The sequence below is a fragment of the Marinobacter sp. B-12 genome (assembly GCF_056857915.1).
Window position 1 is genome coordinate 146131 of sequence record NZ_JBSXOB010000057.1, and the last position, 23661, is coordinate 169791.

Genomic DNA, 23661 nt, shown 5'->3' on the forward strand with positions numbered 1-23661 from the left:
CCTTGTGTCGGGTATTCAGGTGGATGCGGAGGCTTGACAGTATTGTTCCAGAACCGCCCGCAGCATTTCAATATTGACCGGCTTGGCAACGAACGAATCCATACCAGCCTCGCGGCAACGCTCCTCATCCTTTTCCATGGCGCTTGCGGTCAACGCCACCACTGGTATCCGGTTGCGGTTGTGGTCCTTCTCCCATTGGCGCAGGCGGCGAGTGGCCTCGAAACCATCTAGCCGGGGCATCACACAATCCATAAAGATCAAGTCAAAGGGGTGCCATTGCCAGAGGGTGGAGGCGGCTTCACCGTCGTTCGCCGTCATCACATCACAGCCCAGTTTTTCCAGCAGTCGGCGGGTAAGTGTGCGGTTGACCGGGTTATCTTCCACCAACAGAACTTTCATGCGGCCACAGGGTAGCTCCTGGCGGCGGATGTTATCGCTGACGGCTTGCAGGGAAAACCGGGTCAGGAAGTGGCGTTCGTGACGGACGGAATCCGAAAACAGTTGGTGCAGGATGGGTGTCAGGCACGATTCCCGCAGAGACTTGCTCAGGAAGGCATCGGCGCCGGCCTGCCGGAAATGCTCTGCGTCCCCCCGCTGAGGATTGGACGACAGAATCAGTAGCCGTGTGTGTCTCCACTCCGGGTTGCTGCGGATCTGCCGGCACAACAGGTCACTGTCCATATCCGGTACAAACCCGTCCAGCACCAGGGCATCAAAGGGCTCGCGGTTGTCCGAGGCCAGCCGCAATGAGGTCAGTGCCTCGCCGGCGGATTTCACCGCTTCGATATCCAGCTCATGGCGTGAAAGCATTTCCAGGGTGATTTTTCGGGACAGTTCATAAGAGTCCACCACCAGAATGTGCCGCCCGCGGATCATGCTGGTATTTGGTCGGCCGCGGGCGGCGCTCTCCGGTGCAACCTGCAGGCTGAGCTCCATCCAGAAGGTAGAGCCCTCGCCGGGCTTGCTCTCAAGATCCAGCGAGCCATCCATAAGCTGCACCAGTTGCCGGCAGATGGTCAGCCCCAGCCCCGCGCCCGGCAATTGGCGCTGGAAGCGTTGCCCCAGCTGAACATAGGGTTCATACACCAGCGGGATGTCCTCCGGGTTGATCCCCACGCCGGTGTCTTCAACCGCGATGCGCAGGCGCACATTATTATCCCGCCGACCCAATACCTCGATGCTGATCAGCACATGCCCGGAGTCGGTGAACTTGATGGCGTTGGACGTCATATTGAGCAGAATCTGCCTCAGCCGCACCGGATCCCCTTTCAGGGCCCAGGGCAGGTTTTCGTCAACTCGCAGCTCCAGTGCCAGACCCTTTTCACGAGCCCGTGCGCCCAACATATGCACCAGATCGTTCAAGGTGTCGCGAAGGTCAAAGGGAAGGTCATCCAGCACCAGCTTGCCGGCTTCCATGCTGGAGATGTCCAGCAGGTCATTGATAATGGCTGACAAGCCCTCAGAAGCGTTGAGCAGGGTATGGACATATTCCCGCTGCTCCTGATCCATAGGGGTGTCTGACAGGAGATTGGCGTAGCCCAGTACCGATTGCAGGGGAATTCGCAACTCATGGCTGACGTTGGCGAGGAACTGGTTCTTTGCATGGTTTGCCCGCACCGCTTGATCCCGTTCATCCTGGGACTGGATGGAGGTCTGGCGCAGGGAACGGGTGTCTTCCAGCAATTGCAGGCGCATGGTGTTCAGCGCCTGTTCCAGTTCGCTCAGTTCGTCGCCCCGCTTTGGGCCCTTGCGCCGAAGCTTTAACGGCTCAATCAGCGCGTCCAGATTTAGCCGGGCGGCGTAGTCTGCAATTGCCTCCAGATGGCGGGAAAGGGTGAGCCGAACAATGACCAGAAGCCCGAGGGTGCCCAGCATCACAATCATTGACTGGAACAGAAGTGTGAGCAGTGCCCTGTCCCTTAATTCGTTATAGACTGTTTCAACGGAGGAGGTCACCGTGAGTGTGCCCATCGCTTCCGGATTATCAAAGGCCGCTCGATTAAAAACGAGAGGAAAGGATTGACTGATTACCCGGCCATCCGGATAGGTGCCGGTATTGAACTCCTCGCCGGCAGCAGTAATCACGCGGGCGTGCTGGATGACGGGTATGGCGCGCATATCATCCAGGCTGTTGACGACCTCACTGTAGTTCATCAGCCAGAGGTTGTTACTCATGCTGCCGGCGACCAGTTCCGCAGCGCGCTCCTGGGTGCTGCGCAGCTCTTCTGTTCTGCGTTCGAGCTCGCCAATCATCTGCACGCCGGTCGCCGCCAGCGACAGAATCAGACTGAACAACAGAACATAGACCAGCAGCCTGGCTGCCAGTGGCCGTACACCTATTCGTCTGAATAACCGGATCGGAGGCAAGGCACGGATTCCCTGTGTCGAAAAAACAACCGACCTGCAGTTTAACAGACCGTTAGCACTTCGACACGTTCCTGTGATTCATCATGGACAAAGCGGAAGCGCACGTTCAGATCGTACAAATGCGCTCCGTAAATCCGCTCTTCATCCCGGCCTCGCCGGAACGACGGGCGAGGGTCGTAGCTCACCACATCCTCTATCAAACTGCGGAAATCCGGATACTGTTCCGCTGGCAAGGCCGCAAGCTGTTGGTCAGCCTCATCCAGGAACACGACGGGTAAACGATCCGTCGGTGCGGACTCCGCCCATCCCAGAGTGGCTTCTGACACCGAATCCGCAAATGGCAGATAGGGTTTGATATCCAGTATCGGAGTGCCGTTGATAAGATCGTGGTCCCCAATCCGCAAAATCAGGCGACCGTCCGGATCCCGTTTCAGTCCTTCATTTCGCACGACTGACAATCCCAGGCTGTTGGGCCGGAAGGGTGACCGGCTGGCAAACACCCCTATCTTTTTGTTGCCTCCCAGCCGGGGTGGCCGAACCACTGGCCGCCATTCCGCCCGCACCGCCTCATGGAACTGGAACGTCAGCCACAGGTGGCTGGCGGTCTCCAGCCCCCGGAAGGCATCCTCGCGATCAAACGGCGACTGGATGATCAGATCTGCATGGGCGAAACGGGTCAGCCCCGGTTGTCGGGGCACACCAAACTTGTCCCGGAAGCAGGAACGGGTAATGGCGATGGGCGTCAGCGTCAAGGCATCCACGGCGGGGCGGGAAGGATGTCGGCTCACAGACACTAGTGCCCAAAGGCTGCCAGGAACGTCTGGTGTAACTGTTCAACCTGACGCTCAACATCAATCATAGCCAGATTGTTGTCCACCACGTCATCGGCTTTCTGGAGTCGTTGTTCGCGCGGCATCTGAGCGGCGATGATGCGCTCGACCTGCTCTCTGTCGTTGGTGTCCCTGGCCATGGTTCTCTGGATCTGCACATCGACTGGCACATCCACCACGACGACTTTGTCGACCAGCTCGTGCTGGTCGGTTTCCAGCAACAAAGGCGACACCAGAAGTACATAGGGCAGGGCGTAGTTATCCGGGTGCAGCTGTCGCATCAGCTCCTCACGGATGACCGGGTGCAACAATGACTCCAGCCAGGCACGCTCCTCTGGCGCATCGAATACGATCCGCCGTAACGCCGCACGGTCCAGGCCACCGTCTGGCAGAAGGATTTTCTGACCAAAATGTTCCGAAATCCTCTCAAGCGCCGGTGTGCCGGGTTCGACCACTTCTCGGGCAACGTCGTCCGCGTCCACCCAGTGCACACCCAGTGCTCCGAACAATCGCACCACTGTGGATTTACCGGAGCCGATCCCGCCGGTAAGGCCTACGACTGCCATTTAAACCCCCAGATAGGCATACCAGGCTGCCTGAATCTCCACACCAAACCAGAGGCACAGCAACCCCGCCGCCGCCAGATAAGGCCCGAACGGGATCGGCACCTCGCGCCCGTGTTTGCGAAACACCATCAAACTAATCCCCACAACGGCACCGACCAAAGACGACAACAAAATCACCGCCGGCAGCAATTCCCAGCCCAGCCAGGCACCCAGCGCGGCCAACAACTTGAAGTCGCCATGGCCCATGCCTTCCTTGCCGGTGACCAGTTTGAACAGCCAGTACACCGACCACAGGGACAGGTAGCCTGCCACCGCGCCCCAGAACGCACTGCTGAATTCCGTCAGTATGCCGAAATAGTTGAGGATCAGCCCGAGCCACATCAGGGGCAGAGTCATGCTGTCTGGCAATAACTGGGTGTCGAAATCAATCACCGTCAGCGCGATCAACACCCATACCAGTAACAAAGACCATAACGCAGCCTCAGAAGACCCCATTACCAGAATGGTCACCACCGAAAACAGCGCGGTAACCGCCTCGATCATCGGGTATCGCGGTGAAATACCCGTCTTGCAGGAAGCGCATTTGCCACCCAGAACCAGGTAGCTGATCACGGGGATGTTTTCCCAGGCGCGGATCTTGTGGCCGCAGGAAGGGCAGGTGGAGGCGGGCTTGGAGAGTGTGATCGCCTCGTCTTTCTTGCGCTGATCGTCCGATAGCTCCAGGAACTCTTCGCACTGGCAGCGCCAGTCCTGCTGCATCATCTTTGGAAGGCGAAGGATGACCACATTCAGGAAGCTGCCGATGCAGAGGGAAAAGAAAATAACTGCGGTATAGAGAAGCCAGGGAGTGGCCAAAAACGTATCAAGGGAAACCATTAAAACTCTCAATTAGCGCCATCAAAAACCCTCTCCCCGTGCGGGAGAGGGTTTGGGGAGAGGGGAAAGGCCGTATCAGCCGACAACCTGGCCCATCTGGAAGATCGGCAGGTACATAGCGATGATCAAGCCGCCTACAAGTACACCCAGAACAGACATGATCATCGGCTCCATCAAAGCAGTGAGGTTGTCCACCATATCGTCAACCACTGCCTCATAATGCTCAGCCACTTTTGCCAGCATTTCATCCAGGTTGCCAGATTCCTCGCCAATGGCTGTCAACTGAACGGCCATAACCGGGAAAACATCTTGCTGTCGCATCGAGGCTTGCAACTGCGTACCACTTGAAACGTCGTTCTTGATAAGTTGGATCGCATCACGGTAAACCGCGTTACCGGTTGCCCCCGCTACGGAATCAAGCGCATCAACAAGTGGCACACCTGCTGCAAAAGTAGTGGAGAGAACACGCCCAAATTTCGCAACGGCTGATTTATCGAGTATTTCGCCAACGACCGGCAGTTTTAGCACTAGGCGGTCAACTAGGTCAGAGAACTTTTGCGATCGCCGAACAGCTTCTTTAAACGTAAATATAGTTCCAACAATTGAAAGCAGCACCACAAACCACCAGCTCTGCATCCATTCAGACAATCTGACAACCATCTGAGTAAACACCGGCAGCTCTGCACCAAAACCTTGGAAAAGGCTCTCGAATTGGGGTACAACTTTCACCAACAAAATCGCTGTTACGATGAGAGCTACAACGATAACGGCAATCGGGTAAGTCATTGCTTTTTTAACTTTTTTCTTGAGAAGTTCTGTTTTTTCAAGGTAAGTGGCAATGCGGTCGAGCATTTGCTCCAGCGCACCCGCTTTTTCACCAGAGTCGACTAGGTTGCAATAAAGATTGTCAAAATGCTTCGGGTGTTTTCTCAATGCGCCTGCAAAGCTGGTACCGGAAGAAATATCATTGCGGATGTTGGTAACCAATTCTTGCAGGCCCTTATTTTCAAGGCCGTCAGCCACAATATCGAAGCTCTGAACCAGTGGCACACCAGCCTTCATCATAGTGGCGAGCTGTCGGGTAAGCATGGCAATATCAAAGGCTGCTATCTTCTTGCTGCCACCAAACAGAGGCTTGGGTTTCTTCTTGACCCTGTCTGGGATAATGCCCTGCTTGCGCAACTGTGCCTTCACCAGCGCAAGGTTGGTGCCAGATACCTCGCCCTTGGTTTTGTTGCCCTTGCGGTCTTTACCTTCCCAGACAAATGCCTGAAGTTTCTCTGCTTTTTCTGCCATGCTTAATCCTTCGTCACGCGGTTGGCTTCCTCGAGGCTGGTCACACCCTCAATCACTTTTTTAAGGGCAGACTGCCGCAGATTCGGGAAGCCTTCGGCCTGTGCCTGCTTTGCAATTTTAATCGAGCTGGCCTCTTCCATAATCATGTTCGCCAGCTCGTCGGTGATCTTGACCACTTCGTAAATCCCGACGCGGCCTTTATATCCTCCATTGCATTTATCACAGCCCTTGGGGCGGTACAACGTGAACCCTGTATCAATTTGTACCTGTGTGAACCCCTCCGCTAAAAGCACGTCTTTGGGGATGTCGGCGGGTTGTCTGCACGAATTACAAAGCCGGCGGCCCAGGCGCTGCGCGATAATCAGGCTCACCGACGTGGCGATGTTGAACGAGGGAACGCCCATGTTCATCATGCGGGTAAGCGTTTCCGCAGCGCTGTTGGTGTGCAGGGTTGAAAGCACCAGGTGCCCGGTTTGCGCTGCCTTGATGGCAATGTTCGCCGTTTCCAGGTCACGAATCTCACCCACCATGATGATATCCGGATCTTGGCGCAGAAAGGCCCTCAGTGCTTCCGCAAAGCCGAGACCAACCCTGGTGTTGACGTTCACCTGGTTGATGCCTTCCAGGTTGATTTCCGCAGGGTCTTCTGCGGTGGAAATGTTCCTTTCGGGCGTGTTCAGTATGTTCAGTCCGGTATAAAGGGAAACCGTCTTGCCCGAGCCGGTGGGCCCTGTCACCAGTATCATCCCCTGTGGCTGTTCAAGGGCGTCCAGGTACAGTTGTTTCTGTTCCTCCTCATAACCCAGAACATCGATACCGAGCTTGGCCTGACTTGGGTCCAGAATCCGCAGAACGATCTTTTCTCCCCAAAGTGTTGGGAGAGTGTTGACCCGGAAGTCGATGGCCTTGGTCTTCGACAGCTTCATCTTGATCCGGCCGTCCTGGGGGACCCGGCGCTCCGAGATATCCAACTGCGCCATGATTTTTACCCGGGCGGATATCTTAGGTGCCAGCTTGATGGAGGGGCGCGACATTTCCTTCAATATGCCGTCGGTGCGGTATCGAACCCGATAGGTTTTCTCATAGGGTTCAAAGTGAACGTCCGAAGCACCCCCGCGAATAGCGTCAAGAAGCATCTTGTTCACGTACTTTACGATGGGGGCATCGTCGACATCGCTTGTCGCGGCCACGGCATCCTCTTCCTGCTCGCCGCCCTCGGTTTCGACGCCTTCAAGATCTGCGTCGTCAAGATCCCCCATTGAGGTATCATGCGACTCTAGATATTTGTCAATGGCTTCTCTAAGTTTGGCGTCATCGACCAGAATGGCGTCGGTGCTTAGACCGGTATTGAACTTTATTTCGTCCAGAGCCTGAATATTTGTCGGATCGGAGACTGCAATAAAAAGCCGGTTCCCACGCTTATAGAGGGGCAGGGCGTTGTGCTTGCGTATCAGCTTCTCGTCGACCACCTTCTCCGGCATCATCTCCGGCAGGAAGGCACTAAGATCCAGAACCGAAACACCAAATTCCATCGCGGCGGAAAAGGCGAGCCCCCCGCTGTTCGCCAGGTTGTTCTGCACCAGGTAGGTAATGAGTGGAATGCGGTTGTGGGATGCTTGAAGAAAGGCATCTTTTGCGGTGGATTCATCAATAAGCCCGTCATCGACGAAGCGTCTCGCCAGGCCAGTAAGCGTCACATTGCTTTTGTTGGTAGACATAAATTGTGTAAAAAACGCAGCCTAAGTGTCTGAAACGGATGTTGGTCTGATGAGGTGAGTTTAGATGGCTGGCAACGGTTTGGAAAGGTGTGCGCTCAATGAAGTGGTCTCCATACCTTGAAAGCCCGACGCGTAGGAATGCGTCATCTGACAATAATTGTCACCCAGTGACGCACGGGGGCAAGAATTCGGTGGCTCATATCAGTGTGATTCATTTCACAATTTTTTATAAAATGCTGATGCCAATAGATTTTAAGTTAGTTCTTTCTAGTTGGCATGAGCAATGCTTATAGAAATCCAGGCTCTAGATACCGGTCACGGGGTGCAACTCCGCCGGGCCCGGGCCGTATCGAGTGGATTAACGACAAATACAGAGGTCGACTAATGAAAAACATTCAAATGAATCACGCCCAGAAGGGTTTCACGCTGATCGAATTGATGATCGTTATTGCGATCATTGGTATTCTGGCTGCGATTGCTATTCCGCAATATCAGGATTACATTGCGCGGTCCCAGGTTAATCGGGTTATGGGCGAAGCTGGCTCACTTAAAACTGCAGTTGAAGACTGTATTTTGAACGGCCGGTTGGCTGTCGGTAATGCCGCCGGTGAGTGTGATCCCGGTGCAACTGCCTCAAATCTCATGGCTGATGGGGGCAATACCGGGCCTGATCTTGCCGCTGCTGACCTTGTAGGTGCGGGTGTACCAACGGTTACGGCTCCATTGACAGATGTTTCTACCATAACGGCGACATTCGGTAACAACGCGGCTGCGGTTTTACAAACTGGTCCTGCAACATTGACTTGGACTCGTTCGGCTAATGGAAGCTGGGCGTGCACGACTACCGTGCCAGCTGAGTACACGCCGAATGGCTGTTAAAGCACTTTGAGTGAAGGGAAGATTTTATCCTGACCTGATTTCCAAAAGCCCGTCGGTTTTTTGAGCCACGGGCTTTTGGCGTTTAAGGCTGCGGCAACTTCGGGATATGATGAGTTCGGTGTGATGTTTCAGTGATTATTCGAAATCATCAGGATTCAAGCGACTGTATGAATCAGCAAAAAACAGGGCGGGTTTCGTTCGAGAGCGGAAACCTAAACAGTTTTCCGGAGTTAATAGTGCTCCGTGTTTCGATGGTCCCTGCCTGTCGATTGGGTTGGCGCCTCCGATGAAGGTCTGCAGTTAGGTAATTCTCGAAGCTGAACATAATCCCTTGCTTAAAGTCAGACTTGGTTCACGGACCGATTCGAATCTGATTTTTGAGAACAATTGGTCGGGTATTTGCCTGTTTTTTGTTGAATGATGTGTAGACGCCGGTGCCGCCCCAATGATGCGAAGACTTAACTCAGGCTTTACGCTGATAGAAGCTATGATCGTCGTTGCAATCATAGGTCTTCTAGCTGCTGTTGCGATTCCGTTGTATCAGGGTAATTTGTTAAAATCACAGGTAAATCGTGCCGTAAGTGAGCTTGGCACCTACAAGTCGGTCTTCGAGATCCAGGTCGCCAGTGGTGGCACGGTCAAAAATTTGGATCTCGGTTATGTACCCTCGAATTTAACCGATGGTGCAATGGCCAAAGACATTGCAGCGGTCAATCCTGACGGATCTGGTCGTATTGAGGTGACCCTAGGGGGCAGTGCTCATTCTCATTTGACAGGAGTTGTCATCAGATACGTAAGGGAGCCGGTTGGGAGGTGGGTTTGCGAAATCGATATAAGCGCAGCAAGTAGTTGGCGGGATGCCTACGGGCCAACTTGGTGTCGCGTTTTATAGCGTTCAAGTTTCAACCTCCTTGAGCGCTCAGTCATCCCGCTCCTTCGCCCTCTGCCACTCAAACCGATTCCTCACCCGCCTCAGTATAGTGTCGTTGGCCAAGGCCTTAGTGAGTGGCTCATCAACGCATTCCCGTGGATTGGTAACCCCCAACGCTGGAAGGTATTCGCGCATGAAGATCTATCGATGTTAAATTGAATGGACTAATCAAGCGCAAGGACAAACTCAATGTTGTCGTCAGTTATTTTGCATTGGGTGGGAGGCAGTCTGCGCATATTGTCAACAGCACCCAAGTTTGACCCGCCCGTGACACTGCAAGGGCTGGTAGCGATTCAGAGCGTCTTTGGCGTCTTCCGCATGAAGTTGACCAGCGTCCGAAAGGAGAGAGTGTGACCCGGTTACCTTGCCAGTAGTTTCAAATAGGACATCCCCGCAATAGTTTTGAAGTGTTACACCACTATCGCCCATAATAACCAAACGTGATTGACCTGACGCAGGAAGCCTACCCCTCATGCACTACAGCTCCATCCTCCCCGATGTCCTAAAAATCGCAGATGCCGCCAGCGAAAAAGTCCTCAGCATTTACATGACCGACTTCAAAGTAGACTTTAAGGCTGATGAGTCGCCGATTACCGCGGCAGACATCGCCAGCCACCGCTTGATTGTGGAGGGCCTGCGCAACCTCAGTCACGATATTCCCGTGCTTTCGGAAGAGGGCGCCGAAATCCCCTGGAGTGACCGCAAGCATTGGCGGCGCTTCTGGTTGATTGACCCCATTGATGGCACCAGGGACTTCACCCAGCGCACCGGTGAATTCACCGTTAACATTGCGCTCATTGAAAATGGGGAACCCATTCTTGGTGTAGTCACAGCGCCAGCCCTGAAGGAAGCCTACTGGGGCCTGAAAGGCGAGGGCGCCTTCAAGCGGGATCGCACCGGCCGTACCCGGCGGATCAATGTGGCGGTGCCCGGGGAAGCCAAGCGCGTTGTTGCCAGCAAGAACCACCTGAACGATGAAACAAAAGCGTTCATTGAAAAGCTTGGCGCCCACGAGCTGGTGCAGGCTGGTAGTTCCCTTAAATTCTGCAAGATCGCGGAAGGCCATGCGGATATCTACCCCCGGCTCGGCCCGACTTGCGAGTGGGATACCGGGGCGGCTCACGCGGTGTTGTCGGCGGCAGGTGGCAAAGTGGAAACACTGGACGGAGAGCCACTGAAGTATGGTAAGGAGAATGTGCTGAACCCGTTCTTCGTAGCCGCCGGCGATTGGTATTGAGAACCGTGGAGTCTGCCCCTGTTAAAGGCCATTAAGGCAGGGGGTCAGATCTGATTCTGAAAAATATCAATGCCCACGCGCTCAACATGATTCAGCAAATCCTGATTCTCAACATGATGAAGCAGGGCCAAATCTACCTTCCACGGTAATAGCAAATCATCTATTTCCTGTTCAACACGGTTAAACTCGCTCCATGTCATGTCAGGAGCGGTGAGCATCAGGTCGATGTCGGAGTTGTGTCTGAAGTTGCCTTTGGCTCGTGAGCCGTACAGTGTGACAGAACGAATCGGTGGATGGTTGCGGAACACGCTTTGCAGGCCTGCCATCGCGTGGGGAGGTAGCCCAAAATCCATCCTCTGCTCAGTAGCGGCCATGTTTGTCTACCTCAGCCTCCATGCGTTGTTGCAGGGCGACAAACATTGGATGGTAATGTTCGTTTATGGCTGCCAGTATCTGCTCGGCGGTTTCCTCGTTGTAAGTATGGGAAGTGCGATTCCGGTCCAGGAGCATTTGCATCCAGGTCTCGCCCTTCTCGATCAGTCCCGCTGAAAAAGCTTCTCGAATGGTGTCCCTAGAGCCAGCAAGCTGCGCATTGCCCTGCCAGCGCAGGTAGTCCCTGAGCAAATTCCAGGCTAGTTCATAGGTATATTCAAACGCCTGGATAACGCCCTGCTTTTCAAGTTTCGACAGCTCTCTGGAGCGCCCCAGCGCCACAGCTTCGTCCAGTTGCTGAAAGGCCTTCCTGAAGTTATTGAAACGCTGAATCCAGCGGACATCATGCTCTGACATGGAGTGTTACCCAGTGATTTGCTTTGACGGAAACTATAACATGGCTGGAAACCAGAGGGTCAGACCCCAAGCCATTTCAACTCGCAAAATGCATTGGGGGCTGACCCCACGTATCCCAATCACGAGGTATCAATGACCTGGTACGCCCTACAACACAAGCCCAGTCAGGGCGATCGCGCCCTGACTCATCTGCAAAACCAGGACATCGCCTGCTTCTATCCGAAGATCACGGTGGAAAAGATCAAGGGGGGCAAGCGCACCAAAAAGCTGGAACCACTGTTCCCGGGCTACCTGTTTGTGAACCTGGAACAGGCAGACCCCGTCTGGGCCAAGCTGCGTTCCACGCGTGGCATTCTGCGTATCGTCAGCTTTGCCAACAAGCCGGCCACAATCCCGGACGAAGTCATCCGGCACATCAACGACAGCCTGCATGCAGTCGCAGAGCTCGGCGGCATTAAACCTGGACAGGCTGTGGAGTTGGAAGACGGCCCTTTCAAAGGCATCAGCGCCATATTTCAGGCCTACGACGGGGAAGAGCGGGCTGTTGTTCTGATCAGCTTCATGCAGAAGCAGCAGACCGTGAAAGTCCCCCTAGCCATCCTTCATCCCCGTAAGTCGGATTAGCAAAGCCTAGTTAGACAGCGTAGGTCCCTAGTTCGAAAGAAATGTTTGTTCACTTTTTTTCGTCCTGCAAACGGTCATAATGTCACAAACTCTCAACAAAGGTTGCGTAATGGTAGAGCCACTTCAGGAGGCGTCACGCCCCCAACACGATGATGAAATCAGCTTGGTCGACCTTGCTGCCACGTTTTTAAAGCGCCGGCGAGTGTTCTACGTCGTGTTCATTTTGGTTACGTTTGTTGGCGCAGCCTACGCTATCTTTGCGCCAGAAAAATACGAATACGTGACTCTCGGGAAGCTGGCCGAGAAATCCAGCGGAGAGTACATCGAAGAGCCCTCCACTATTATTGCTGAGCTGGACAGCCTCTGGTTGCCGGACTTACAGGCAAACTATCATGCAGAGAACGGCAGAAGCCTGCCGTTTGGTATAACCGCAAAAAACCCCGAAAATACAGGCCTTGTGCGCATCGTTTCGGAGGCGTCGGAATCCGCAGGTGCGATTGTGGAGGAAGCTCATCGTGAACTGGTCGAGCGGCTGGAATCCCAGCAGGCGCGGGCAGTGTCGACGTTGCGTAACAGCCTGGAGAGGCAGATTGTATCCCTGGATTCAACCATCGAAATTTTGGAGGGAGGGCAGAACACCGGTGAAGCCATCGCCTCGGCCGTGGAAACGCAGCTCTCCCTGGAAGCAGATTTGGAAGCGCTCGCGCCTTTCGAAGCGCTGGTCATAAGTCGACAAAGTGGTGAAAGCACAGGCCCGGCAGGAAGCCTTATTATTGTGTTGGCCAGTTTGTTAGGTTTGATGGCAGGTGTTTTTTTGGCGTTTTTTGCCGAGTTTATTGGTCTGGTAAGGAGTCAGGTCGCTGGTGAGTGATCAAAGAATCAGCGTTTGACAATTCTTCACCTCCTGTACGCCCGACAACGGGCATATCAGGACTATAGTCACTTGCGTGTCATATGGGATGCCGTAGAATCGTCACGCTTTTGACATAGAAGCTTTATCAACCGGCGGGGATTCGGCTGTTCCCTTCGTTCTGTTTCTCCCTGTATTGATTTTCAGGCAGTTGTCGGTATATGACCTCAAAACACTGGACACTGGTCGGTGGGGCGGTAGCGTGCCTAATCGCCTCTTTATTCTCCTCTTTTGCTTTCTCAGCCCCGTGGCTGGAACCCGGTGACAACCGAGCCCGCTTCGCCCTGCAAAAACTGGCGGACCGAGGCCACCTGAACCGCACAGTGTCCACCTGGCCGGTGATGATGGGCACTGTCCATAATGGCCTTAGCCGGGAAACCGGCAGCGATGCACCGGCCATTGGCAGCTCCCTGGCCTATTTGAAGTTCGAGATGGACGAACAGGGCCAAGAGGGTTGGCGCGCGGAATATGAGCTGGGCGCCACCAGTGAACCGACGTTTGTGAGAGGTTTTCAGGCAGGCCCTCGCGAAACGGCGGAAACCAGCCTCAATGTGCAATGGCAAGGCGAGTCCTGGGCCGTTGGCTTAAAGCCCGGCCTGGCCGCCAATCCCGAAGATGACGATACGTTGCGCCTGGATGGCTCCTACCTGGCTGCAACCGCCGGCAACTGGGTGTTTGGCGCCGGGGCCATAGACCGTTGGTGGGGGCCGGGCTGGCAAAGCAGCTTGATTCTTTCTAATAACGCCCGCCCCATGCCTGCGGTATGGCTGAACCGTAAAGACGCCAGCGAGCCGGAAACCAGTTGGCTAACATGGATAGGCCCCTGGCAGTTCACTGCCTTCGCTGGCCAACTGGAAAGCGAACGTGCGGTTTCTGACGCCAAGATGATTGGCATGCGCCTGACCGTAAGGCCCATTGAAGGCCTGGACATCGGCTTTTCCAGGGCCATCATGTTCGGCGGTGAAGGCCGCCCGGAAGGCGCATCCACTATCTGGAATGCCTTGATCGGCCGCGACAATGGCCAACTGGAAGAGAACGACCCCGGAAACCAACTGGCCAGTATTGATGCCCGTTACGGTTTTTCCATGGGCGATCAGGCCATGGGTGTTTATGGCCAGATGATGGGTGAAGACGAGGCCGGTGCCTTCCCGGCCCGCAAATCCTGGCTGTTGGGTACGGACTGGACGACACAACTGCTGAGTAGTGACCAGCAATGGTTTGTCGAATACAACAATACCCTGGCCGACGACTTCCTCGGCAACGCCATGCCTAATATCACATACGACCATTCACGTTACCGCAGTGGGTATCGTTACAAAGGCCGCAATGTGGCCTCAACGTTTGACGGCGACGCGGAAACCCTGACTTTGGGCGTGTTCAATTTCTTCCCGGATGGCCGTAACCTCTCCGCCTCTTTAGGTTACCTTGATCTGAATAAAGACGGCGACAATCGGACTGTCATCACGGACAACGATATTTTCTTTAATGTGCCGAGCGGCGATCAGAAAGCCGCTGTGGTATCTCTGAGTTATGGCACACAATTTCTCAACGGTTGGCTGGACCTCACAGCACAGGCCACCGACAAAAAGATAGCATTCATCAGCGGCGAGAAAGAGCAATGGTCTGTCGGTGCCGCCTGGCGCTATCGCTTCTAATAACGGATATGACTAAGTGAACCTGACCAAGCAATTACTGATGTCACTGGCGCTTGTATTGCCAGTTGCCGCTGCTGCCCAATCCATCAGCCAGTCACAGATTGAACAGTTCAAGAGCATGCCCCGTGCCCAGCAGGAAGCCTTGGCGCGCCAATATGGTGTGGATCTGGATTCAATTGCCGGCTCAGCGGGCCAGCAAAGCCAACGGCCGCAAAATGTGAATGTGGTAGAGCCGGTTGATGCCATCTCTGATGAAGAAAGGGAGCTTGTCCGGCAAGAGCAGGACAACGAAAAAGAACAGGATCGTAAGAATGGCGGCCTGAAGCCTTTCGGGTACGATCTGTTTGTTGGAAGCCCGACCACCTTTGCGCCCGTGACGGAAATCCCCATCCCCAACGACTACACCTTGGGCCCGGGTGACGTACTGCGGGTGCAGCTCTGGGGCAAGGAAAACCAGCAACTGGAGCTGCCCATTTCCCGGGACGGTACCGTCAGCTTTCCGCAATCCGGCCCCCAAACCGTTGCGGGCCTGACGTTCGACCAAGCCAGGCAACAGATTAAGAAGCGGGTCTCCGAGCAGTACATCGGTGTGCAGGCCAGCGTTTCCCTGGGAGAACTGCGCAGTATGCGGGTGTTTGTGCTGGGGGAAGCAAGAAACGCAGGTTCTTACACCGTCAGTTCTCTCTCCACCATGACCAACGCCCTCTATGTGTCTGGCGGCATCCAACGCACCGGTTCCCTGCGCAAAATTCAACACAAGCGGGATGGAAAGCTGATTGGTGAGCTGGATCTGTACGACCTGTTGCTGGCAGGCGACACCTCCGATGACAGCCGCCTGCAACCCGGCGACGTCATCTTTATTCCCCCCGTAGGAGACCGTGTAGGTATCGATGGCGAAGTCTACCGGCCAGCACTCTACGAACTGAAAAACAACACAAACCTTCAGGAACTGGTAAACCTGGCCGGTGGCCTTACCCCTCAAGCATACCCGCAACTGGTTCGCATTGAACGCAACAATGACGACTTCCTGCGCATCATCGCCGAAGCCAACCTCACTACGCAAAAAGGGAAGCAGGCGCGCGTTAAACCCGGTGACCGCATAGAAGTCGCCTCCATCTCAGACATCACCGGCCAGTACGTCGAAGTAAAAGGTGCGGCAACGCGCCCCGGCCGCTACGCCTGGGTGCCAGGCATGAGAGTCAGCTCCGTTATTCGTTCGCTGGATAGCGACCTGCTTCAGGAAGCCGATAAACGTTACGCGGCCATCGTACGAACCGACCCGGAAACCGACACCGTCTCGGTCATCAACCTGCGTCTGCGGCAAGCCCTGGACAACCCCATTGGTGAGAACGACATTCTTCTACAGGAGAAAGACCAGTTCCTGATTTTTGCGGATGAAGGCAAGGTAAGCGCGAAAAGCCAGGACCGGAACGACACGATGGCCGAGCGTTCTGCTTCAAACAAAGACACAAATAACGTTAGTGGCACCGATAACAAAGAAGATAACGAAATGGACTATAGCCGGTTCAGCCGCGAGGCTTTATTTGCACCGGTGCTGCAAAGGCTGAAAGCCCAGGCTAAACCGGGTGCGCCCCAACAAACTATCCAGGTGACGGGTCCGGTACGTTATCCGGGGGAATATCCATTGCCCGCGTCCGGTCGAGTGGCGGATGCGATATACGTGGCAGGTGGTCTAAAAGACTCAGCGTCACTCTACACCGCCGAACTGGCCCGCTTCAGCGTTGACGAAGAGGGTACCGGCGAAACCAACGTCCAGAATCTTGACCTGAAGTCCGTTATGAAAGGCGAGGCGTCCGTAACGCTACAAAGCAGGGACCGCCTGCTGATCAAATCCATACCTGAATTCGCCCAGGCTAGGACCATCGAACTGGACGGAGAAGTACGCTACCCAGGCGAGTACACCATCCGCGACGGTGAAGCCCTTCGCGAAGTGCTCCAACGGGCGGGAGGCCTCACAGCCAATGCGTTCCCGAAAGGGGCCATCTTCACACGCGAAAAACTCCGCCAATTGGAAGCCCAGCGTCTTCGTGAAGCCGAAGAGCGGCTACAGAGTGACCTGGTGGGTGTGCAACTGGAAGGCAATGACTTCGGTGGCCAGAATGCAGAGCGTACCGAGCAGGTACAGGAGCTTCTGGAGGAAGTGCAGGATTCCAAGCCTCTCGGCCGAATGGTCATCAATCTCGCCGCGGTCGTGGAAAACAGAGACTACCAGCCCATCCGCTTGCAGGATGGGGACACCCTCACTGTCCCTACCATTCCGCAAGCCGTCAGTGTGTTTGGCGAAGTCCAGTTCCCCACCAGCCACCTGCACACCGAAGGCCTAACCGTGGATGACTACCTGGAACGCAGTGGCGGCCCCACACGACAGGCGGATGAAGAAAGGGTGTACGTAGTGAAGGCAGACGGTTCCGTAATATTGCCAGAGAAAAGCCGCTGGTTTGGTGGGCGCAGCCAGCAACTGGCACCAGGCGACACTATTATCGTACCTATTGATGTGGACAGGCTGAATCAGTTAGAGCTTTGGAGTAACGTGAGCCAGATTGTCTACCAGATGGCACTGGGTGCGGCGGCTGTGGGGAACCTGTAATGACCCGATACGAACGTATACCGGAACCGCCCGAGACAAGGAACTATCCGGATGACGAGATTGATCTCCGCGAGCTTTTTGCGATCGTGTGTGCGGGTAAATGGATCATCATCCTGAGCACCCTGCTTTTTGCTGTATGCGGTGTCGCCTATGCCCTCTACAAACCGGATATTTACCAGGCCAACGCGTTATTGGCGCCTGCGGACGGGGAGAGCGGGGGGCGCCTGGGTGGTCAGCTTGGCAGCCTGGCCAGCTTGGCAGGAGTTACTATTGGCGAGGACAGTTCCAACAATACGGTCATCGCCAAAGAAGTGCTTCAGTCACGGGCCTTTCTGGCAGACTTCATTCGCCGACACCAGCTTGAAGCACCGCTTATGGCCACAGAAGCATGGAATAATCGGCAGAAAGAGTGGGTGTACGACCGCAAGATCTACAACCCCGAAACAGGGGAATGGGGTACGGACGAAGACGGCGAAAGTTTACGGCCAACCGACTGGGACCTTGTGAAAACCTTCAGGGAAAACCACCTGAAGGTCAGTGAAAACAAAGACAACGGCATGGTTACTGTCAGTGTGAAAAGCCTATCGCCCATCGCTGCCCGGCAGTGGACAGAATGGCTGGTAAAAGACATCAACGAGCACATGCGCGCCCAAGATGTTGAAGAGGCAGAGGCCAGCATCAACTACCTGGAAGCCAAACTGAATGAAACCAATATCGCAGGTATGCAACAGGTTTTTTATCAGCTGATAGAAAGTGAAACACGAACGGTTATGTTGGCCAACGCGCAGCGGGAATACGTGTTCAAAACCGTCGACCCGGCCGTAGTCCCCCAGGAAAAAAGTGAACCTAAAAGGGCGTTGATCGCCATCATCGCTACATTGCTGGGCGGGATGCTAGGCGTATTCACTGTCTTCGTCCGAGCCTTCATCCGTTCTCCAAGTACCATTAGCGAATAACGACCCAATTATGAAACTACTGATAACCGGCGGCGCCGGCTTCATTGGCTCCGCAGTCATCCGCCACATTATCAACAACACCAAAGATAAAGTGGTCAATCTCGACAAGCTCACCTATGCAGGCAACCTGGAAAGCCTGTCAGAGGTGAGCGACAGCGAACGCTACGCCTTCGAACAGATAGACATCTGCAACCGCGCCGAAGTAGACCGCGTACTGGCCCAACACCAGCCAGACGCCATCATGCACCTGGCCGCCGAAAGCCACGTAGACCGCTCCATAGACGGCCCCGCAGCCTTCATCGAAACCAACATAGTCGGCACCTCCACACTACTGGAAGCCGCCCGCCATTACTGGCAGGGCATGGAAGAAAACCGCCGCACCAACTTCCGCTTCCACCACATAAGCACCGACGAAGTCTACGGCGACCTAGGTGAGCTACCCTCTACCCAGGCTACACCTTCTTCCCCCTCTCCCCCAGCGGGAGAGGGGCCAGGGGAGAGGGGGGGAGACCAAGAACTCCCATTGTTTACGGAACAAACCCCTTACGCCCCAAGCAGCCCCTACAGCGCAAGCAAAGCCAGCTCCGACCACCTCGCACGAGCCTGGCAACGCACCTACGGGCTCCCGGTACTGGTCACCAACTGCTCCAATAACTACGGCCCGTACCACTTCCCGGAAAAGCTCATCCCTCTGGTTATCCTCAATGCCCTGGAGAACAAGCCCCTCCCGGTTTACGGCAAAGGCGACCAGATCCGCGACTGGCTCTACGTAGAAGATCACGCCCGCGCCCTCTACAAGGTAGTCACCGACGGGAAACCGGGCGAAACCTACAACATCGGCGGCCACAACGAGAAGCAGAATATAGAGGTAGTACTCACCCTTTGCGAGATCCTCCAAGATCTGCGCCCGCGATCAACACACTACCGGGACCTGATCACCTACGTAAAAGACCGCCCCGGCCACGACATGCGCTACGCCATCGACGCCAGCAAAATCGAGAATGAACTGGGCTGGGTACCAGAAGAAACCTTCGAGACCGGAATCCGCAAAACCGTGCAGTGGTACCTGGATAACCTGGACTGGTGCAAGAGGGTACAGGACGGTAGTTACCAACGTGAGCGCCTGGGCGCAGGAAACTGATTCAGTGATTTAGCCACGGAATCCACAGAACCCACGGAAACCAGACTTTTATTTTCGTTTTCCCTTCCGTGGATTCCGTGGCAAAAAAAGGTCTTTATGAAAATCTTACTCCTAGGAAAAACCGGCCAGGTCGGCTTCGAACTCCACCGCACTATCGCACCCCTGGGCACTATTAGCGCTCCAGGCAGGGCAGAGCTGGATTTGTTGAGCGAAGAAGCGGTGCAGAATTACTTAACCGGCATTCAGCCAGACCTCATCGTAAACGCCGCCGCCTGGACCACTGTAGACGCGGCAGAACAGCAGAAAGCCGAAGCCGAGCGCCTGAACGCTGGTCTTCCCGGACAGTTGGCCGAATACTCAGCCGCAAAAAATATTCGCCTGGTTCACTTTAGCAGCGATTACGTTTATCCAGGCGATGGCGACCAACCCTGGCAGGAAACAAGCCCCACTGGCCCCCTGAGCCACTATGGGAAAACCAAGCTAGAAGGCGATCGGACCATCGAACAAAGCGGCGCCGACTACCTTATCTTTCGCACCAGTTGGGTCTACAGCGCCCGGGGCAACAATTTCATGAAAACCATGTTGCGCCTTGCCAAAAGCAAAACCGAACTCAACATTGTGGCAGACCAGATCGGTGCGCCAACGCCTGCCAGGCTGATAGCCCAGGTCACTACGCTGGCTATCCACAACAAATTGGCAAACGGCCTGTACCACTTGGCCCCCAGAGGCGAAACCAGCTGGCACGGCTTCGCACGGGAAATCTTTACCCTGGCCAAACAAAGCGGTGAACAGCTGACCATGGGTTCCGAAAACGCCCATTCCATAGCGACCAGCGACTACCCAACCCCCGCAACCCGGCCGTTGAACTCGCGGATGGATGTCGCCAAACTCGAAAAAGCTCTGAGTATCCAACTGCCAACTTGGCAGTCGCAGCTGGCATTAACCTTAGACGAGTATTTGGAAAACTGATCAAAGGAGTTCTCAAAGGAATGAAGCCCCGCCGTAACCGCTTTAACCCCAAGCGAAAATTGAAAGAGAGGCTATCAGCAAAGGAGCGTTTAGCGCTCGTCGAAACAGTAAAATACGGTGGCAATCCCGAACATAAGCGTAATCCCGGGAATTTTGGCCTCACGCCACCCGCAGATCCAAGGCCCCATAAAACGCTTTGCGACGATTGTGGTATCTTTGATCAAAAGATTGCGGAATCGCTTTTGTCAGAGGGCGCGAAAAAGGGAATGGTGAGTGTGCAGATGAAGGGTAAACTACCTCAAAACATTTGGGCTGTGACAAGCGATGGATATCCGGTTGAAGCACAGCTCGAAAACCGGGTTCAAGGCACTTATCATGGCTATCCCATGCCGGAGACAGACCCGATGAGGGATGAAATCCTCACTCGCTGGTTTCAGTCGGTCGCTGATGGAGACCCAGATCATGCGATTTGACATTGAGTGGGTTGAAAATCAGCAATCAGCTTCCGAAGAAATGCTGACCCGGTGCCACATGGGATTGAAGTTGCGCGATCAGCAACTCTTCCGCCACGAGAATCTGCTTGGTGAACACCAGGTAAGGGATTCAATCGCTATGTCAGCGTACCCGCTGGCACTCTGGTTTGCGGCAAACTGGTGGCGGCTGAGATGGGAGCCGAACCGCTACGCTGACGATGCATCAGCACTACACGACTGGAAAATGAGCCACATGCTCTCAGCGGCTGGCGACGGTTACGCATGGCCCGACCTCATATTCAGTTCTGATGGTGAGAGTATACTGGTCAACTTGAAGCCCGGCCGAGAAGGCGCAGGGCCGTTGCGCTACATTGAACGGTTTGAAGACTGGCTTGCAGCGGAAGAATACGAAGCGAGTGTTGACCGGTTTATTACCCAAACGCTGGAGAAACTGAACGGCAGCGCCAAGCAAACGGCGCTTCACGAACTCTGGCAAACTGTGTGTGAAGAAAGGGCTAACCCGGTCATCGCACAGCAGCGCCAGCTCGAAGCCAGGCTTGGTTACGACCCGGAAGAAGCCCCGGAACTTCTTTTAGGTATGATGACTGAACTCATCACGGCCCACGGCAAGGGTGCAATTCAGGAGCTGGCCTGTCTTGGCCGGGACAAGACTGAGAAAACCATTAAAAATGCTCAGCAATGCCTTGCAGATACAACAGACTCCATCAAGTTACCAATGAAAAGTGTTCGAAAGGTGGTGGAGTTGATTTCAAGCGGTAAACCCGGCCAACCGTGGGCGTTGGGGCAGGACGCAGCTAATAAAGCGCGTAGTCACCTCGGGTTAAACAAGGGGCCGTTGGACAACAGAAATCTTGCTGACCTTCTAGAAACACCAGCGCGGCTTCTGGAAAGTCAGCAGGCAGCAGAAAGGCTACCCATTGGTATTGGAGAAGTAGGGGATAGCGGCAGGGCCAAAATTGCCCTGGGTAAAAAGCGCAAAGACGCCCGGCGCTTCATGACCGCACGACTGATTGCCGATGGCATCTACGCCGGAGAAACAGGAAACTGGCTACCCTGTACCGATGCAACCACCGTGCGGCAAAAATTCCAGAGAGCCTTCGCACAAGAGTTCCTGTGCCCCTACAGCGACCTGATTGAATGGATGAACACTACATCTCCGGATGAAGAACTCATGGAAGCCGCTGCAGAACACTTTGAAGTATCACCACTGATGATCAATACCGTCATGGTAAACCACGGCCACATCCCCCGGTCCGAACTCGAAGCATTCCAACAAGCAGTCTGAAAACCAACTATTTGTCTTCTTTTCCGTGTCCTTCGGTGGATTCCGTGGCAAAAAAGTCTTCAATCTGTAAGGAGAAAATGTGAAAGGCATCATCCTGGCAGGCGGCTCCGGCACCCGTCTATATCCCATCACGAGGGGCATCTCCAAACAGCTCCTCCCGGTTTACGACAAACCCATGATCTACTATCCCTTGTCCGTCCTTATGCTGGCGGGCATACGGGATATCCTTGTCATCACCACGCCGGAAGATCAGGATAGCTTCAAACGCCTACTCAATGATGGTAACCAATGGGGGGTACGCCTGAGTTACGCTACCCAACCCAGCCCGGACGGACTGGCGCAGGCTTGTATTATCGGCGAGGATTTCATCGGCAAGGACAGCGTGTGCCTGGTACTGGGCGACAATATTTATTACGGCCAGGGCCTGAGCAAGATGCTGCAAACCGCCGCCCAAAGAGACAAAGGTGCCACCGTCTTCGGCTACCAGGTCACCGACCCGGAACGCTTCGGTGTGGTAGAGTTTGACGACAACCAGCGCGCCATCTCCATCGAGGAAAAGCCGGCCAGCCCGAAATCCGACTATGCTGTCACCGGCCTGTACTTCTACGATAACGATGTGGTAGAAATCGCCAAACAGGTCAAACCCAGCCACCGTGGCGAACTGGAAATCACCAGCGTCAACCAGGCCTACCTGGAACGGGGCGACTTGAACGTAGAATTGCTGGGCCGCGGCTTCGCCTGGCTGGACACCGGAACCTTCGACTCCCTGCACGAGGCCAGCGGCTTTATCGAAACCCTGGAAAAACGCCAGGGCCTGAAAATCGCCTGCCTGGAAGAAATCGCCTACCGCATGGGCTTTATTGGCGAAGAACAGCTGTTGGCCGAGGCGGAAAACCTGAACAAGAACAGCTACGGCGCCTACCTCAAAAAACTCGTCACCAAAGCCCGATAAACATAGGCGGACGTAATGAAGATCAGAGAAACCAGAATTCCTGACGTAAAACTCATCGAGCCCAAAGTGTTCGGCGACGAACGCGGCTTCTTTATGGAAACCTGGAATGAAAAAGCCTTCCGTGAAGCAGGCATAAATGCCACCTTCGTACAGGATAACCACAGCCGTTCGGTAAAAAACACCTTGCGGGGCCTGCACTATCAGATAAAACAGCCCCAGGGCAAACTGGTGCGGGTTACCCGGGGAGAGGTATTCGACGTAGCCGTAGACCTGCGCACCAACTCACCCACCTTCGGCCAATGGGTAGGGGAATATCTGTCGGAAGACAACAACCGCATGTTCTGGGTGCCACCGGGGTTTGCGCATGGTTTTCTGGTGACCAGTGACACGGCGGATTTTCAGTATAAGTGCACGGATTTCTACGCGCCGGAGTATGAGCGGTCGATTCGGTGGGATGATCCGGCTCTTCAAATCGACTGGGGTGTGGATAATCCGGGCACTCTGTTGCTGTCAGATAAAGATCTCGGCGGACCAAGCCTTGAAGAGGCGAAGGTTGAGCTGAGAGAGCATTACTGAAT

General features: G+C 54.7%; 22 protein-coding genes. 14 read left to right on the top strand and 8 right to left on the bottom strand.

Annotated elements, in window-relative coordinates:
• Positions 1-15 precede the first annotated feature (15 nt).
• The 6 genes from AC13D2_RS12250 to pilB all read right to left on the bottom strand — a co-directional run bounded on the left by AC13D2_RS12250 (position 16) and on the right by pilB (position 7653).
• Positions 16-2367 carry a hybrid sensor histidine kinase/response regulator gene (locus tag AC13D2_RS12250; RefSeq protein WP_482938669.1) on the bottom strand — a complete coding sequence of 784 codons (2352 nt, stop codon included), beginning with the start codon at positions 2365-2367 and terminating at the stop codon, positions 16-18.
• A 41-nt stretch (positions 2368-2408) separates the two neighbouring features.
• Entirely contained in the window at positions 2409-3155 is a 747-nt protein-coding gene (gene tsaA / locus AC13D2_RS12255) for a tRNA (N6-threonylcarbamoyladenosine(37)-N6)-methyltransferase TrmO (RefSeq protein ID WP_482938670.1), read from the bottom strand.
• A 5-nt stretch (positions 3156-3160) separates the two neighbouring features.
• Positions 3161-3763 (bottom strand): dephospho-CoA kinase, encoded by a 603-nt coding sequence (gene coaE / locus AC13D2_RS12260; RefSeq protein WP_292047478.1) that lies wholly within the window; start codon positions 3761-3763, stop codon positions 3161-3163.
• Positions 3764-4639, bottom strand: coding sequence for a prepilin peptidase (locus AC13D2_RS12265; protein ID WP_482938671.1), 876 nt, complete (start codon positions 4637-4639; stop codon positions 3764-3766).
• 75 nt (positions 4640-4714) lie between these two features.
• Positions 4715-5935, bottom strand: coding sequence for a type II secretion system F family protein (locus AC13D2_RS12270; protein WP_292047481.1), 1221 nt, complete (start codon positions 5933-5935; stop codon positions 4715-4717).
• A 2-nt stretch (positions 5936-5937) separates the two neighbouring features.
• A complete protein-coding gene (gene pilB, locus AC13D2_RS12275) occupies positions 5938-7653 on the bottom strand; it encodes a type IV-A pilus assembly ATPase PilB (RefSeq protein ID WP_482938672.1) in 1716 nt (571 codons plus the stop codon).
• 384 nt (positions 7654-8037) lie between these two features.
• Here pilB and AC13D2_RS12280 point away from each other — a divergent pair, with 384 nt between their 5' ends.
• The 3 genes from AC13D2_RS12280 to cysQ all read left to right on the top strand — a co-directional run bounded on the left by AC13D2_RS12280 (position 8038) and on the right by cysQ (position 10700).
• Complete coding sequence (locus AC13D2_RS12280) at positions 8038-8532, top strand: pilin (RefSeq protein ID WP_482938673.1); 495 nt, start codon at positions 8038-8040, stop codon at positions 8530-8532.
• A gap of 445 nt (positions 8533-8977) precedes the next feature.
• Positions 8978-9424, top strand: coding sequence for a pilin (locus AC13D2_RS12285; protein ID WP_482938674.1), 447 nt, complete (start codon positions 8978-8980; stop codon positions 9422-9424).
• Positions 9425-9935: 511 nt separating this feature from the next.
• Positions 9936-10700, top strand: a complete 765-nt coding sequence (gene cysQ, locus AC13D2_RS12290) for a 3'(2'),5'-bisphosphate nucleotidase CysQ (protein ID WP_292047486.1) — start codon at positions 9936-9938, stop codon at positions 10698-10700.
• A 44-nt stretch (positions 10701-10744) separates the two neighbouring features.
• Here cysQ and AC13D2_RS12295 read toward each other — a convergent pair whose 3' ends face one another.
• Both AC13D2_RS12295 and AC13D2_RS12300 read right to left on the bottom strand, forming a co-directional pair.
• On the bottom strand, positions 10745-11074 hold the full coding sequence (locus tag AC13D2_RS12295; protein WP_482938675.1) for a nucleotidyltransferase domain-containing protein: 330 nt from the start codon (positions 11072-11074) through the stop codon (positions 10745-10747).
• Complete coding sequence (locus AC13D2_RS12300) at positions 11061-11489, bottom strand: nucleotidyltransferase substrate binding protein (protein WP_292047490.1); 429 nt, start codon at positions 11487-11489, stop codon at positions 11061-11063. Before AC13D2_RS12300 ends, AC13D2_RS12295 begins: the two co-directional genes overlap by 14 nt.
• Before the next feature lie 132 nt (positions 11490-11621).
• Here AC13D2_RS12300 and rfaH point away from each other — a divergent pair, with 132 nt between their 5' ends.
• From rfaH to rfbC, 11 genes are all read left to right on the top strand, one after another.
• Positions 11622-12113: a transcription/translation regulatory transformer protein RfaH gene (rfaH, locus tag AC13D2_RS12305; protein WP_482938676.1), complete on the top strand. Its 492-nt coding sequence runs from the start codon at positions 11622-11624 to the stop codon at positions 12111-12113.
• Positions 12114-12276: 163 nt separating this feature from the next.
• Positions 12277-12984, top strand: coding sequence for a Wzz/FepE/Etk N-terminal domain-containing protein (locus AC13D2_RS12310; RefSeq protein WP_482938677.1), 708 nt, complete (start codon positions 12277-12279; stop codon positions 12982-12984).
• A gap of 200 nt (positions 12985-13184) precedes the next feature.
• Positions 13185-14678 carry a capsule assembly Wzi family protein gene (locus AC13D2_RS12315; protein WP_482938678.1) on the top strand — a complete coding sequence of 498 codons (1494 nt, stop codon included), beginning with the start codon at positions 13185-13187 and terminating at the stop codon, positions 14676-14678.
• Positions 14679-14694: 16 nt separating this feature from the next.
• The gene (locus tag AC13D2_RS12320) at positions 14695-17286 is read left to right on the top strand and encodes an SLBB domain-containing protein (RefSeq protein WP_482938679.1); all 2592 of its coding nucleotides are present in this window, start codon (positions 14695-14697) and stop codon (positions 17284-17286) included.
• A complete protein-coding gene (locus AC13D2_RS12325; protein WP_482938680.1) occupies positions 17286-18242 on the top strand; it encodes a Wzz/FepE/Etk N-terminal domain-containing protein in 957 nt (318 codons plus the stop codon). The genes AC13D2_RS12320 and AC13D2_RS12325 overlap by 1 nt, the downstream gene beginning before the upstream one ends.
• A gap of 10 nt (positions 18243-18252) precedes the next feature.
• On the top strand, positions 18253-19383 hold the full coding sequence (locus AC13D2_RS12330; protein WP_482938681.1) for a dTDP-glucose 4,6-dehydratase: 1131 nt from the start codon (positions 18253-18255) through the stop codon (positions 19381-19383).
• A gap of 96 nt (positions 19384-19479) precedes the next feature.
• On the top strand, positions 19480-20352 hold the full coding sequence (gene rfbD / locus AC13D2_RS12335) for a dTDP-4-dehydrorhamnose reductase (RefSeq protein ID WP_482938682.1): 873 nt from the start codon (positions 19480-19482) through the stop codon (positions 20350-20352).
• 20 nt (positions 20353-20372) lie between these two features.
• The gene (locus AC13D2_RS12340; RefSeq protein ID WP_482938683.1) at positions 20373-20825 is read left to right on the top strand and encodes a hypothetical protein; all 453 of its coding nucleotides are present in this window, start codon (positions 20373-20375) and stop codon (positions 20823-20825) included.
• Entirely contained in the window at positions 20815-22131 is a 1317-nt protein-coding gene (locus tag AC13D2_RS12345) for a hypothetical protein (protein ID WP_482938684.1), read from the top strand. Before AC13D2_RS12340 ends, AC13D2_RS12345 begins: the two co-directional genes overlap by 11 nt.
• A gap of 79 nt (positions 22132-22210) precedes the next feature.
• Positions 22211-23083 (top strand): glucose-1-phosphate thymidylyltransferase RfbA, encoded by an 873-nt coding sequence (rfbA, locus tag AC13D2_RS12350; protein ID WP_482938685.1) that lies wholly within the window; start codon positions 22211-22213, stop codon positions 23081-23083.
• A 15-nt stretch (positions 23084-23098) separates the two neighbouring features.
• A complete protein-coding gene (rfbC, locus tag AC13D2_RS12355) occupies positions 23099-23659 on the top strand; it encodes a dTDP-4-dehydrorhamnose 3,5-epimerase (RefSeq protein ID WP_482938686.1) in 561 nt (186 codons plus the stop codon).
• Positions 23660-23661: the final 2 nt, after the last annotated feature.